We start from the raw sequence: 13,443 nt of genomic DNA, 5'->3' as shown, positions 1-13,443 counted from the left end.
CACCGCTCAAGTGAAGGTAAACCTCCACTCTGGTCCTCCCGGAACCACAACGTTCGTTCCAGGTTCAACCAATGCCTGGTGACCTCACGAGTGAACGAAGAACCTTTCAAGTCTCAACGACCCGAAGCTGCTCGAGGTGGACCCAGACCAACCGAACGCGATTTTGCAGTCACGCAAGAAAAGGCCGAAATGGACCACTTTTATGAATAAACGGTGGATAAACGTCATCGGCAGAACACCACGCTCCCCCACATTGGAGGAAAAAAGCTGATCAAGTCCAGTATTTTCAACGAACTGAGACTTGAACCCATAAGCGAACCAAAAACATCAAATCTGTACCTACAGAAGACACGAAGAAGTGCTGGTCAGGCGGCACTTCTCTGGATTCACCAAAGAATTGACTCCAAAACATACCCGAAAATCATCAAATCTCGGTGATTTTTGGAAGAGAAAAACCCTGATCAAACGATATTTACTGGTGGGGCGACTCAGACTTGAACTGAGGACCGACGGGTTATGAGCCCGGTGCTCTAACCAGCTGAGCTACCGCCCCGGAAACCATCCAATACCGGCAGCGTTTATTCTGACGAGTGAGAGGAGGCACCGTTGGTGACCGTATCGGTCACCGGCTCCCCACGATACAGGCATTCGAATGTGTTGAGCGTGCGGCGGATGTCGTGAGCCGCGATCAAGTTGAGCGACTCACTCTTGAGGGCCTCGAGTGAATCGGGAGACAGCTCAAGAATTCGGGTGATCTTGTCCGCCAAGTCCTGGGCGTTTCCCGGCTTGAACAGGAAACCGTTCTGCTCATCGTGCACGAGGTGCGGCAGGGCCATCGCATCGGCTGCCACGATGGGAAGTCCAGAAGCCATCGCCTCCATCGTTGCGATGCTCTGAAGCTCGGCGATCGACGGCATAGCGAAGACGGTTGCGCGGGAGTACGCCTCGCGCAGCTCCTCATCCGTGACGTATCCCGTGAAGGTGATCCTCGGGGTCAGGCCGAGGGTTTCAGCGAGGTGCTCAAGATTGCGCTTTTGATCGCCGCCCCCCACGATTTCGATTTGGGCGTTCAATTCTGGCTTGAGCAACGCCGCCGCCTGCAGTAGAACGTCGATCTGCTTCTCGCCGGTGACCCGCCCTACGAACAGAATGCGATTCTCAGTCCGAGGTTCGAAATTCGGCGAATAGTTGTCGGCATCAATTCCGCACGAAATAGCGTGAACACCAGTGAGCCCGGTGTACTTTTCCAGAAATTGTGCGGCCCGCCGCGTGGGCGTGGTCACGGCCTCGGCACGGCCGAACGTGCGTCGGGCGGCTCGCCAGGCGGCCTTGATGACCCTGTCCTGAAGACCGAGTGGAACGAGCGAGAACTTCAACATGTTCTCGGGCATGACGTGGTTGGTTCCGATGATGCGCATGCCGCGCTTCTCGGCCTCGATTGTCACCCCGCGGCCGACATTGATGTGGGACTGGAAGTGAACGACGTCAGGCCGGAACGTATCGAGAATGCGGCGGCTATCGCGCCGAACGAGCCAGGGAAGCGCGAAGCGCAGCCAGTCGTGTGGATACCAGCGCCAGCTATGCAGACGGTGCACGGTCATGGGCTGACCCTCATGCATCTCGGTCCACGTGCCGTACTTGCGCGTGGCCGACGGCGCCATGACCTGCACTTCGTGACCGCGAGAAACGAGGCCCGAGGCGAGTCGTTCGGCGAATTTTGCCGCGCCATTGACGTCGGGAGCGAACGTGTCCGCTGCAATCAGAACGCGAATCGGCTTCTTTGCCTGGGGTGCAACTTCCGGTGCGGTATTGCCCGGCACGTCGGTCGAATCTGACAAGAGGCGAGGTCCCTACGTAGGTGTGCCGGGGATCTTCGTCCGGCGAGAAAACTGAAATCTGTCGGTTGGGGATGAGGTGTCTCAGCGCTTCAGTCTAAACCGCTCCTCTGCCTCCGAAGCCGGGCTCCTAGGCGCGCCGGGTTTTCAACCCTCTCGTTGCTCGAATTGCGGATGATATCTGGCGAGCAGAAACACACCCCAGATTGCCACGATTCCCGCGATGATGAAGGCAATCGCCGCCCACGCCGGCGCTTGTGAAACCTCACCGAGCACAACGATGCCGATTCCAACGGCCACGAGCGGGTCAACGACGGTCAGCCCGGCTATCACCAAATCGGGGGGACCGCTGGCATAGGCATTCTGAACGAAATACGCTCCCAAGGACGCGGCGAGGAGCAGTCCCACCAGGCACAGCACCGTCAACCACTCAAAATCCCCAAACCGAACACGGTTGATGACGACCTTCGCGAGGGTGGCCACGAAGCCGTAGAGCACGCCGGCACCGATGATGTAGAAGATCGCCTGGAATCGATTTCGAAAGAGGGCAAACGTCACGGCGAAAAGGGCAAGCACAACGGCGAGAACGCCCAGAATGGTGATGAGGTTGGCATCGGTCACGGGCTTGTCGACTGCCGTGAAGGCGGCGACCGTCACGAACAGCCCCACACCACCCACACACATGCTGATCGCGATAATTGATGCTTTATTCAGACGCACGTGACTCACGCGCGCATTGAGAATCGCCGTCATCACGAGCGCCACTGCGCCCAGAGGCTGCACGACGATCAGCGGGGCGAACGCAAGACTGGTGAGCTGAAAGGCAATTGCGAGGCCGAGCATGAGCGTGCCCAGCACCCAAGACGGCCGGGCCAACAGGAGCATGAGCTGCCTCGTGTTGAGACCCCCAGTGGCCTGCGCGGTCAGCGCCTCGACCTTGGTAACACCGCGATGTTGAAATTGGGCGCCGAGTGACAGGAAGACGGCCCCGATCAGAGCCAAGGGAATGCCGATGGCCTGCCGCGGGTCAATTGTGATCTCCGCTGCCAGATCTGTCAGGTCCGTGGTCACCAGATGACTTTACCGACATCCATGCGGATATTCTTGGTGAATGGCCGTACGCGCAATAGTTATTTCAGGTGACCCCGTTCTGCACTCCCCCGCAGCTGACGTCGAGCATTTCGACGATGAGCTGCGCACTCTGGTGCATGACATGTTCGAAACGATGGACGCTGCCCCGGGTGTTGGCCTCGCCGCCACCCAGGTCGGTGTGGGCCTCCGCCTCTTCACCTACAGTTTTGAGGACGAAGACGAGGTCGTGTGGCGTGGAGTCGCGATCAACCCCGAACTGTGGATCACCCCGGTGTCGGCCGTACACACCGACGAAGCAGACCTGGACGACGACGAGGGCTGTCTCTCTTTTCCCGGAGAGCGCTTCCCGCTACGCCGCGCGGAGTCCGCAATCCTGCGGGCCGTCGACCTCGACCAGAAGCCATTCGAGATTCGGACCGACGGCTGGTTGGCCCGCATCTTCCAGCATGAATTCGACCACCTGGACGGCACGATCTACGTCGACCGTCTGGAGCACGCGTACGCGAAAATCGCGAAGAAGATCGCCCGTAAGCGGGGCTGGGGAGAGCCCGGACTCAGCTGGGTCCCCGGCGTCGACAATCTGGAGGGGTGAACGCCTCCCGCGTCACCTCTGCACCCATCACGTCAGGGCACGGATGCCGGCGGCCACGACGGCCGCCGCGATCACGACGAGAATGAACGGCACCTTCAACCAGAACAGCACACCAGCCACGATCACCGCCGGCACTCGTGCGTCGAGAACGATGGCCTGCCCACTCCCGAGAGTCTGCACCGCGATCAGGGCGGCGAGCAAGGCAACGGTCAACAGATCAGCGATCCGAGCCGGAGCGGGACGGTCAAGCAGTGCGGGAGGCACCAGATACCCCACGAACTTGATCGCCAGAACGGCGATCGAGGCGGCGATCACGATCTGCCAGATGGTCACGATGCCACCTGACCCGTCGGAGCGACATCCGCTGCCCGCCCGAACCAGTTGAACAGGCCCACGGCGACCGCGACGAGGGCGGCCACGAGCACGGGCATGCCGGGCATCAGAACCGGGGTCAGCGCCGCAGCGACAATGAACGCGGCGACGGCCACGACGACGGGCTGACGGTGCTTCAGACGCGGCCACAGCAGCCCCACGAAGGCTGCAGCGGCCGCGGCATCGAGGCCAAATGTTCGAGTGTCACCGATCGCATCGCCGATCAGGGCACCCACGAGCGTCGTGATGTTCCATCCAATGAACACGGCCAGGCCGGTCACCCAGAATCCGGTTCTCTTACTGCGTGCCGTGGGCTGCGCCAGCCCAACCGCGGTGGACTCGTCAATGGTGAGCCACGCGGCAGCCGTGCGTTTCCATCGGCCGGGCCCCACGATCGGGGCTGTCCGGATGCCATATATGCCGTTACGCACCCCCAGAAGAGCGGCACCCGCGATCGCGGCCGGTCCTGCCGCAGCACCGCCGGCGGCCAAAACTCCGACGAGCGCAAATTGCGATCCTCCGGAGAACATCACGAGGCTGATGAAGCAGGTCTGCACGATGCTCAGGCCCGACGCCACGGACAACGCCCCAAAGGAAATTCCGTACGCCGCGGTGGCGAGGCCGACGGCGATGCCGCTGCGCACCGCGAGGCGATGATTCTGCCGCTCGTCGCGAACCGCGCCGGATTCGTCCACCGACTCCATCGCTCCCGCTCTCCTTCGCCTTCGCCGACGCACGTCTTAAACAAAAAAGGCCACCCGGGGTGGAGCCCTGAGTGACCTTTCGCTCCCCGACTTGGACTCGAACCAAGAACCTGCGCATTAACAGTGCGCTGCTCTGCCAATTGAGCTATCGGGGATTATGTGTACTGGCTGTCAGCGTGACCAACCGGCGCAGCTGTCTTACTCTACCAAGACGAAATGACTCCCAAAAGCCACTTCGGTGCCATCGCAGGGCTAGCGGGCATTTTGGGGCCTATTTCCTGCTCTGTTAGACCGTGTTCGATGGCACTCTGGCGCGTCACCTCGGGCGTGTCGCCCGTCCGGGGGCGGTCGAGGCCTCTAGTCCGAATCCAAATCCGAAATATCCTCCGGGGCCGGGTCCTCGGCGCCGCCGTTGAGAGCCACGCTCAGTCCGGCGACATACGGATGCCACGGGTCGTCGAATACCTCGTCGATCGTTCCCAGCGCCACGAGCACCCCCTGATGCATCACACCGATGCGATTGGCCACCCGACGCAGCACAGCCAGATCATGGCTGATCACGAGGGCGGAGAACGCGCGTTCACGCTGCAGCTCGCTGATCAGGTCGATCACGGCATCACGCACCAGCACGTCCACGCCCGCTGTCGGCTCGTCAGCGATCAGCAGGCTCGGCTCGAACACAAGTGCACGCGCAAGCGCCACGCGCTGTCTCTGGCCGCTTGAAAGCTCATACGGGTATGTTCCGAGCACGGACAGGGGCAGACGAACCGCGTCCACCATGGTCGCCACTCTGGTATCCAGGTCACGTCGGTTGTGCCGATGGTCACGTTCGAGTACGGGTTCCGCCACTATCTCCGCCACCGTCAGGGTGGCGGGCAAGGTCTCGGCCGCGTCCTGAGCCAGCATTCCCACCCCGAAAGTGACGCGGGCCAGCTTGCGCCGACCGATCCGCCGGAGGGGAAAACCAAGCACCGTCGCCTCCCCTCCGGTGATCAGCGGACGCAATCCGGTACCGGTCCCCATCGCGGTACCGGAGAGCACCCGGGCGATGGTGCTCTTGCCGGATCCGCTTTCACCGAGCAGCCCCACCACCTCACCCGGCTCGATTCGCAGCGTGAGACCGTGCACCGCCACGAAGGCCGGGCTCGCCCCATGCGGCGGATACTCGATGGTCAGGTCACTGGTCGTGACCGGGAGAACGGATGCCGCGCCAAGTTTCATGATTCCTATACTGCCGCACGCAACCTGCGGAGCCCCTCCCTGCGCTCCGCCTGCTCGACCGGGTCAGGCACAGGGAGCGATGCGAGCAGCCGCTGTGTGTACGGGTCTTTCGGTGCGCCAAGCACCTGTGCACCGGTGCCCTCCTCGACCAGCTTGCCCTTGTACAGCACAGCGATCCGGTCGGCCAGAATATCGACCACCGCCAGGTCGTGACTGATGAACAGGGCCGCAAAACCGAACTCACGTTGCAGGTCCGCGAACAGTTCCAGAACCTTGGCTTGCACGGACACGTCCAGGGCGCTGGTGGGCTCGTCGGCGATCAGCAAGGTCGGTTCCAGGGCCAGCGACCGGGCCAGGCTGGCACGCTGCCGCTGCCCGCCGCTGAGTTCGTGAGGGAACCTGTCCCCGTAGCTCCGCGGCAGCTGAACGGCCTCGAGCAGTTCGTCGACCCGTGCACGGGCAGCCCGTGGATTGGCGGCACGCCCGTGTACGACGAGCGGCTCCGCCACACATTCCGCGATGGTCAGCAGTGGATTGAAGCTTGACGCCGGGTCCTGGAAGACGAAGCCGATGTCGCTCCGCAGGGGCTTGAAACGTCGCTCCTTGAACCCCCGCATCTCGTGCCCCAGCACGGTAAGGGAACCTCCGGTCACGCGTGTCAGACCCGCGATCGAGCGACCGATGGTGGTCTTTCCCGAACCACTTTCACCAACCAGTCCCAGAACTTCGCCCGGGCGGATGACGAAACTCACACCATCAACGGCGGTGAACCCCGGTTTGCCCAGACGGCCCGGGTACTGAATCCGGAGATCGTCAGCAACGACGATGGGCGCCTCGAGCAGCCAGCTCGGTTCGCGGGCGGCAGCCCGGTCCTGGGCACGGACAATGCCCTGGCCCACGTGCGGAACGGCGCCGAGCAGCTTCTTCGTGTACTCGTGCTGCGGAGCGCTGAAGAGCTCACGCGCGCCCGCCTCCTCGACGACCTTGCCCTCAAACATCACGGCGACACGGTCGGCGAGGTCTGCGACGACGCCCATGTTGTGCGTGATCAGCACGATGGCCGTGCCGAATTCGTCGCGGCATCGTCGCAGCAGGTCGAGGATCTCCGCCTGAACAGTTACGTCGAGGGCCGTCGTCGGCTCGTCCGCGACGATCAGCCCGGGGTCCAACACCAGAGCCATGGCAATGACGACGCGTTGCTTCTGCCCGCCCGAGAACTGGTGCGGGAAATAGTTCACTCGCACCTCGGGGTCGGGGATCCCGACACGGCCCAGAATGTCGATGGCCTTAGCGCGGGCCTCGGCCTTGCTGAACTGACCGTGCGCACGGATGCCCTCGGCAATCTGCCACCCGACGGTGTACACGGGGTTGAGCGCGGTCGACGGTTCCTGGAAGACCATGGCGACGTCGGTGCCGCGCAGCTGGCGGAGCTTCTGCTTGCTCACGGCCAGCACGTCGTTGGACCGCGTGCCGTCCTTGCTGCTCAGGATGACGGCGCCCCGAGCTGTCGCCGTCTCGGGCAGCAAACCGAGAATGGTCTTCGCGGTGACGGTCTTGCCGCTTCCGCTCTCGCCCACAATGGCCAGCACTTCGCCCGGAGCGACCGTGAGGCTCACGCCGTCGACGGCCTTGACCGACCCGGCATCCGTGGCGAAAGCGACGTTCAGGTCGGAGATCGTGACGACGTTCTCGGTGGTGTCACTCATGGTCGATCCTCTACTCCATCGGTGTGGGACATTCCCGGGCCTTCCAGGCCCGCAACTCCGCCGGGTCCGGGGTCCAGGGTTCCGCCGGGAACCACAGAGGTCTCCGCGACTGTTGAGTCGGCGGTACTGGCGCGGCGACGACTGCGCAGACGAGGGTCGGCGAGGTCGTTGAGGCTTTCGCCCACGAGCGTAATCCCCATCACGACGAGCACGATCGCCAGGCCTGGGTAGAGCGCCGTCCACCAAATTCCGCTGGAGACGTCGGACAGCGACTTGTTGAGGTCATAGCCCCACTCCGCCGCGGACGACGGTTCGATGCCGAAGCCGATGAAGCCCAGGCCGGCGAGCGTGAGCACGGCCTCTGAGGCGTTGAGGGTGAAGATCAGCGGGAGGGTGCGCGTGGCGTTCCTCAGCACGTGACGGAACATGATGCGTGAGTTGCTGGCACCGAGCACGCGCGCGGACTCCACGTAGGCCTCGGCCTTGATGCGCACGGTTTCGGCGCGGATCACCCGGAAATATTGCGGGATGAAGACCACGGTGATCGAGATGGCCGCGGCGAGGATGCCGCCGACCAGGTCGGACCGTCCGCCGGAGATGACGATGCCCATCACGATGGCGAGCAGCAGGGACGGGAAGGCGTACACGGCGTCACAGACGACGACGAGCGTGCGGTCGAGCCAGCCGCCGAAGTAACCGGACACTAGGCCCAGCGCCACTCCCGCGAAGATGGAAAGCATGACCGCGACAATCATCACGACGATGGCGGTCTGTGAGCCCCAGATCACGCGCGAGAGCACGTCATAACCGCCGACGGTGGTACCGAAAAGGTGCGTGGCACTCGGAGGCTGTTGGGCGCCGAAGGGCCCGTCTGCGTCGCGCAGCTGGCTGAATCCGTAGGGGGCCAGCAGTGGTGCGAAGAGAGCGGTAAGGATGAACATCCCCGTGATGATGAGCCCGGCGATGAGCATGCCTCGCTGGAGTCCGACGCTCTGGCGGAGCTGGTGCACGACGGGGAGCTTGGTCCAGAAGGGCGGCTTGTGTTGCACGGTCGGTGCGAGTGACGTCATGTCAGTACCTCACTCTCGGATCGATGACCGCGGCAATGATGTCCACGACGAAATTGGACAGAGCCACGATCACGGCCAGCAGGGCGACGATGCCCTGCACGGCGACGAAGTCACGGGCCTGGATGAACTGAATCAGCATGAACCCGAGGCCCTGCCACTCGAAGGTTGTCTCGGTCAGCACGGCGCCGCCCAGAAGCAGCGCAATCTGCAGACCGATCACGGTGATGATGGGGATGAGTGCCGGGCGATAAGCGTGCACGCGAACGAGTCGGAATTCATTGACGCCGCGGGAGCGCGCGGCGTCGACGTAATCGGTACCGAGGGTGCCGATCACGTTCGTGCGCACGAGACGCAGGAAGACGCCGGCGGTGAGCAGGCCGAGCGCGAGCGCCGGAAGAACGGCGTGCGCGAGCACGTCACCAAGCACCGCGGGACTGCCCGTTTGGATGGCATCGATGGTGTACAGCCCGGTTTTATTGGGCAACATCTGCATCATCAGTTCCGACCGCACATCGGCCCGGCCCGAAACGGGGAGGACGCCGAGCCAGACGGAGAAGACGAGCTTGAGCAGCAACCCGGCGAAGAACACCGGTGTGGCGTAGCAGAGGATGGCGAAAACCCGCAGGAACGCGTCCGGGGCCTTATCGCGCCAGTAGGCCGCGACCATCCCGAGCGGAATCCCCACGATGAACGCGACGACGAGGGAATAGAAGACGAGCTCCGCGGTTGCCAGGCCGTAGGTGGTGAGCACCTCGGAAACTGGGCGGTTGGTGCTGATGGTCGTGCCGAAATTGCCGGTAAAAACCTGGCCGAGATATTCAATGTACTGCACGAAGACCGGCCGGTCGTAACCTGCCGCGCTGATTCTCTCGGCGAGTTGATCGGCGCTGAGACGGCCACCGAGCGCAGCGGTGATCGGATCACCGGTGGTGCGCATCAGCCAAAACACCATGGAGACCAGAATGAAGATGGTGGGAAAAATGAGCAGAAAACGAATCAGCAGATAACGGCCGATCCCCCCGCCGGAACTTGTTCTCTTGCGCCGAGTCGGCCGGATGGCCGGGGACGGCGGCTTCAGTGCCACAGTGGACATACTCACCTAACGGTTTCAAAGGAATCGGGGGCACCCAGCAGTGCTGGATGCCCCCGCGATCAAGCTAGAGAAAACTCTAGCCGCTGTACGTCTTAACCCTTGGTCAGTGCTCCGTAGCGGAACTTGAACGAAGCGTCGAGGGTGTCACTGACACCATTGATCGTCGTTCCGGTAACGGCAACCTGTGCTCCCTGGAGAAGGGGCACGGTCGGCAGCTGGGCCGCGACCTTGTCCTGGATCTGTTCGATCAGTGCGGTGCGCTCGGCGGCGTCGGGCGTGACGGCCTGCTGCAGGATCAGGTCGTTGACCTCCTGGTCGCTGTAGTGGTTTCCGATGAAGTTATCCGTGAGGAAGAACGGCGTCAGGTAGTTGTCGGCGTCTGAGTAGTCCGGGAACCAACCGAGCTGGTAAACGGGGTACACGTCGGCTGAGCGATCCTTCGAGTACTGAACGTACTCGGTGGACTGCAGGTTGACCGTGAAGAGGCCGGACGATTCCAGCTGGTCCTTGATCAGAGCGTATTCGTCCGAGGATCCGGGACCGTAGTGATCGGTGTTGTACTGCAGGTTAAGGGCAACCGGCGTAGTCACTCCGGCGGCATCGAGAGCGGCCTTGGCCTTCTCGACATCGGGACCACCCTGGCCGTCGCCGTAGAGGCCCTTGAGGGACTCGGTGGCTCCGGTGAGGCCGTCGGGAACGTAGGAGTACAGCGGCGTGTAGGTGCCCTTGTAGACCTGGTCGGCGATCTCCGCGCGGTCGATCACGTCGGCTGTCGCCGCACGAACGGCGAGGGCCTTGGCCGGGTCGGCCTCGGCTGTCGTCGCGCCGAAGGGCTGGGTGTCGAAGTTGAAGACGATGTAGCGGATTTCTCCGCCGGGACCATCAACGACCTTGACCTTGTCGTTGCCGCGAAGGTCATCGATGTCCGTCGCCGAGAGACTGCGCCAGGCGACGTCGATTCCGCCTTCCTGAACCTCAAGCTTGAGGTTGGAGGCATCCGCGTAGTACTTCACCTGGATGACGTCGGTCTTGGCCGGGCCGAGGAGGCCCTGGTAGCCCGCGTACGCCTTGTAGGCAAGCAGGTTGTTAAAGTCGTAGCTCGTGAGCTCGTACTGGCCGGCGAAGGCCTTGCCATCAAAGATCTCCGCGTCGGGGGTGATCGCGTCCGCCGAGAAAACGTCCTCGTCGACAACGACTCCGGCCGGGCTGGAGAGGATCTGCGGGAAGATCTGGTCGTCCGCCTGCTTGAGCGTGAAGACGACAGTCGTGTCGTCAACGGCAGCCGTGCTGTCCAGGTTGTACAGCAGCGAGGAGGGTCCGCTCTCGTCTGCGATAGCAAGCTGGCGGTCGAAGCTGAACTTCACGTCGGACGCGGTGAGGTCGTTGCCGTTGGCCCACTTGAGGTCGGGCTTGAGGGTGACCGTGTACTCGGTCGGGGAGGTGAACTCGGCCTTGGTGGCGATGTCCGGCTTAACGTCGGAACTGCCGTATTCGCTGCTCATCAGGAAGGGGAAGACCTGGGTCTGTACCGAGAATGAACCGTTGTCGTACGAGCCGGCCGGGTCGAGCGCCGTGATCTTGTCGGTCGTGCCGATGATGATGGGACCGCCTGCGGAATCGCCGCCGGAAGAACCGCCGGCCGAGCAGCCGGCCAGGACGAACGCCGCGATGGCAAGTCCTGCTGTGGCAGCGAGAGTCCGCCTGCCGTTAGTGAATGCGGATGTCATATCCGTAGACCTCTTCCTGTTGGGAGTATTCGATGCCGCAGCCAGCAAGGGCACGGCACAGAATGAGCTGTAGAAACAGAATTAGCACAGAATTCGTCGCTCGCCCTAGTCAGCCGCAGCTTCTTTACACAGCTGCAACATAACCGAGACTTATTCGTCGCGCAGACCTCGACGCTCGGCCTCAACCCGCATGATCTCACGCTGCAGCGTGACGTAGACTTCGCGATTCGCTGCATCGGTTCTCTGCAGTCGACCCCGCAACTCGGCGTTCTGACGGAGGAGGTCTTTTTCGATCAGGGCGATGGTGACGTCACGCACGTATTTGGTGACCTCCCGCCCGGGGCGTTCCGGCAGCGGTGCCATCGCGAGCTGTTTCACCAGATTCGCCAGGGATTCCGGCACGGCGCCGAACACATGGTCGAGCCAGTCCGGGGTGCCGGCGTGCGTCAGGCTCGCCGCGATGGCGTCGCGTGCAATTGCCAGACTGGAATTGGAGAAGCTCGTCTGCACGGCCCGCGCGATCAGGTCGGTACCCACGAGAGTCGGATGCTGAAGCATCGCCATGAGGCCGTCCCGCTCCATGCGCGTAACCGGGTCGGTGGGCAGCTCCAGAAGAGAGAAGGGCTTCTCGGCGGGAACCTCGTCGGCGCCGGCCTGATGACGCCCTGGCGTCTCGGGAGTACGGGAACGCCCCTGCGCGGTCGAGACGGCCTTGCGCACCTCACCCAGATCGACGCCAAGCATGCGGGCCAGCTCCCGGGTGTATCCGGGGCGCAGGGCAGGATCACGAATGTCCCCGACGATCGGGGCGGCGGCGCGCAGCGCCCCGATCCGGCCCTCGACGGTCTCGAGGTTGTACTGACTCAGCAGCTGACGGATCATGAATTCGAACATGGGCTTCTTCGAATCGACGAGGCGCCGCACGGCATCGTCACCGCGGTGCAGACGCAGGTCACACGGGTCGAAGCCTTCCGGAGCCACAGCCACGAAGGTTTGCGCGCTGAAGCGTTGTTCCTCGCTGAACGCGCGCATCGCGGCCTTCTGGCCAGCGGCATCCGGGTCGAAGGTGAAGACGACTTCGCCGACACCGCTGTCATCGCCCATCACGCGGCGGAGCACCTTGATGTGGTCGACGCCGAACGACGTTCCACACGTCGCCACCGCCGTCGTGACACCGGCGAGGTGACAGGCCATCACATCGGTGTAGCCCTCGACCACCACGACCTGGTGGTTGCGGGAGATATCGCGCTTGGCGAGATCAAGCCCGTAGAGCACCTGGGCTTTGTGGTACACGGGAGACTCGGGCGTGTTCAGGTATTTCGGACCCTTGTCGTCGTCGAGCAGCTTGCGCGCACCGAATCCGATGGTCTGGCCCGTGATGTCCCGGATGGGCCAGACCAGCCGCCCCCTGAACCGGTCGTACACTCCGCGGTCGCCGCTGGACACCAGACCAGAGAGCGTGAGCTCCTCGGTCGTGAAACCCCTGGCGCGCAGGTGCTTGGTGAGTTCGTCCCAACTCTTGGGGGCGAATCCCACACCGAAGTGCGCCGCCGCCTGAGCGTCGAAGCCGCGCCCGCCCAGGAAATCGCGCCCTACCTGGGCGTCGGGACTGCCGAGCTTGTCGACGAAGAACTCGGCGGCCGCCTGGTTGGCGGCGAGCAGCCTGGCGCGGTTGCCATGGTCGGGGGCTGCTCCCCCGCCGTCTTCGTAGTGCAGCTCAAGGCCGGCGCGGCCGGCCAGCCGTTCGACGGCCTCGCTGAACGTGACGTGGTCCATCTTCTGCAGGAAGGAGTAGACGTCGCCGCTCTCACCACACCCGAAGCAATGGTAGAAACCCACCTGGGGCCGCACGTGAAAGCTCGGGGTGCGTTCGTCGTGGAACGGGCAAAGCCCCTTCATCGACCCGACACCGGCCGACTTCAACTGCACGTAGTCACCCACGATGTCGGCGATATTGGTGCGGGCCTTGACCTCTTCGATGTCACCCTGTCGAATCAGTCCAGCCATACCCGAATTCTAACCTTTCGGCGC

Annotated in this window: 11 protein-coding genes and 2 tRNA genes; 1 reads left to right on the top strand and 12 read right to left on the bottom strand. The window is 63.1% G+C overall.

Going from position 1 to position 13,443, the window contains the following annotated elements; genetic code table 11:
- Nucleotides 1-476: 476 nt before the first annotated feature.
- From JF66_RS02995 to JF66_RS02985, 3 genes are all read right to left on the bottom strand, one after another.
- Nucleotides 477-553, bottom strand: a tRNA-Ile gene (locus tag JF66_RS02995).
- Nucleotides 554-578: 25 nt separating this feature from the next.
- Nucleotides 579-1,838 (bottom strand): glycosyltransferase, encoded by a 1,260-nt coding sequence (locus JF66_RS02990; RefSeq protein WP_231556266.1) that lies wholly within the window; start codon nucleotides 1,836-1,838, stop codon nucleotides 579-581.
- A gap of 144 nt (nucleotides 1,839-1,982) precedes the next feature.
- Complete coding sequence (locus JF66_RS02985; RefSeq protein WP_035874943.1) at nucleotides 1,983-2,906, bottom strand: DMT family transporter; 924 nt, start codon at nucleotides 2,904-2,906, stop codon at nucleotides 1,983-1,985.
- Nucleotides 2,907-2,946: 40 nt separating this feature from the next.
- Here JF66_RS02985 and def point away from each other — a divergent pair, with 40 nt between their 5' ends.
- Nucleotides 2,947-3,519, top strand: a complete 573-nt coding sequence (gene def / locus JF66_RS02980; RefSeq protein ID WP_035874940.1) for a peptide deformylase — start codon at nucleotides 2,947-2,949, stop codon at nucleotides 3,517-3,519.
- Between the two features lie 27 nt (nucleotides 3,520-3,546).
- Here def and JF66_RS02975 read toward each other — a convergent pair whose 3' ends face one another.
- The 9 genes from JF66_RS02975 to dnaG all read right to left on the bottom strand — a co-directional run bounded on the left by JF66_RS02975 (nucleotide 3,547) and on the right by dnaG (nucleotide 13,419).
- Nucleotides 3,547-3,852 (bottom strand): AzlD domain-containing protein, encoded by a 306-nt coding sequence (locus JF66_RS02975; protein WP_035874939.1) that lies wholly within the window; start codon nucleotides 3,850-3,852, stop codon nucleotides 3,547-3,549.
- On the bottom strand, nucleotides 3,849-4,595 hold the full coding sequence (locus JF66_RS02970; protein ID WP_051973048.1) for an AzlC family ABC transporter permease: 747 nt from the start codon (nucleotides 4,593-4,595) through the stop codon (nucleotides 3,849-3,851). Before JF66_RS02970 ends, JF66_RS02975 begins: the two co-directional genes overlap by 4 nt.
- 82 nt (nucleotides 4,596-4,677) lie before the next feature.
- A tRNA-Asn gene (locus JF66_RS02965) sits at nucleotides 4,678-4,750 on the bottom strand.
- Nucleotides 4,751-4,952: 202 nt separating this feature from the next.
- The gene (locus JF66_RS02960; protein ID WP_051973047.1) at nucleotides 4,953-5,816 is read right to left on the bottom strand and encodes an ATP-binding cassette domain-containing protein; all 864 of its coding nucleotides are present in this window, start codon (nucleotides 5,814-5,816) and stop codon (nucleotides 4,953-4,955) included.
- Between the two features lie 5 nt (nucleotides 5,817-5,821).
- Nucleotides 5,822-7,522, bottom strand: coding sequence for an ABC transporter ATP-binding protein (locus JF66_RS02955; RefSeq protein ID WP_035874937.1), 1,701 nt, complete (start codon nucleotides 7,520-7,522; stop codon nucleotides 5,822-5,824).
- Nucleotides 7,519-8,592 carry an ABC transporter permease gene (locus JF66_RS02950; RefSeq protein ID WP_051973046.1) on the bottom strand — a complete coding sequence of 358 codons (1,074 nt, stop codon included), beginning with the start codon at nucleotides 8,590-8,592 and terminating at the stop codon, nucleotides 7,519-7,521. The genes JF66_RS02955 and JF66_RS02950 overlap by 4 nt, the downstream gene beginning before the upstream one ends.
- Nucleotide 8,593: 1 nt before the next feature.
- Complete coding sequence (locus tag JF66_RS02945) at nucleotides 8,594-9,685, bottom strand: ABC transporter permease (protein WP_035874936.1); 1,092 nt, start codon at nucleotides 9,683-9,685, stop codon at nucleotides 8,594-8,596.
- A gap of 92 nt (nucleotides 9,686-9,777) precedes the next feature.
- On the bottom strand, nucleotides 9,778-11,412 hold the full coding sequence (locus tag JF66_RS02940; protein WP_035874933.1) for an ABC transporter substrate-binding protein: 1,635 nt from the start codon (nucleotides 11,410-11,412) through the stop codon (nucleotides 9,778-9,780).
- 150 nt (nucleotides 11,413-11,562) lie between these two features.
- The gene (dnaG, locus tag JF66_RS02935) at nucleotides 11,563-13,419 is read right to left on the bottom strand and encodes a DNA primase (protein WP_035874931.1); all 1,857 of its coding nucleotides are present in this window, start codon (nucleotides 13,417-13,419) and stop codon (nucleotides 11,563-11,565) included.
- Nucleotides 13,420-13,443: the final 24 nt, after the last annotated feature.

The sequence above is a fragment of the Cryobacterium sp. MLB-32 genome, from assembly GCF_000738085.1.
In the GTDB taxonomy this organism is placed as follows: Bacteria; Actinomycetota; Actinomycetes; order Actinomycetales; family Microbacteriaceae; genus Cryobacterium.
The sequence above is the reverse complement of the archived record's forward strand: the minus strand, read 5'-3'. Positions and strand labels throughout refer to the sequence as shown.

What these genes read in the sequence shown, in the direction of transcription:
- JF66_RS02940 (WP_035874933.1), bottom strand. Translation starts at nt 11,412, where the DNA reads ATGACATCCGCATTCACTAACGGCAGGCGGACTCTCGCTGCCACAGCA.
- JF66_RS02955 (WP_035874937.1), bottom strand. Translation starts at nt 7,522, where the DNA reads ATGAGTGACACCACCGAGAACGTCGTCACGATCTCCGACCTGAACGTC.
- JF66_RS02945 (WP_035874936.1), bottom strand. Translation starts at nt 9,685, where the DNA reads ATGTCCACTGTGGCACTGAAGCCGCCGTCCCCGGCCATCCGGCCGACT.
- JF66_RS02970 (WP_051973048.1), bottom strand. Translation starts at nt 4,595, where the DNA reads ATGGAGTCGGTGGACGAATCCGGCGCGGTTCGCGACGAGCGGCAGAAT.
- JF66_RS02960 (WP_051973047.1), bottom strand. Translation starts at nt 5,816, where the DNA reads ATGAAACTTGGCGCGGCATCCGTTCTCCCGGTCACGACCAGTGACCTG.
- dnaG (WP_035874931.1), bottom strand. Translation starts at nt 13,419, where the DNA reads ATGGCTGGACTGATTCGACAGGGTGACATCGAAGAGGTCAAGGCCCGC.
- def (WP_035874940.1), top strand. Translation starts at nt 2,947, where the DNA reads ATGGCCGTACGCGCAATAGTTATTTCAGGTGACCCCGTTCTGCACTCC.
- JF66_RS02950 (WP_051973046.1), bottom strand. Translation starts at nt 8,592, where the DNA reads ATGACGTCACTCGCACCGACCGTGCAACACAAGCCGCCCTTCTGGACC.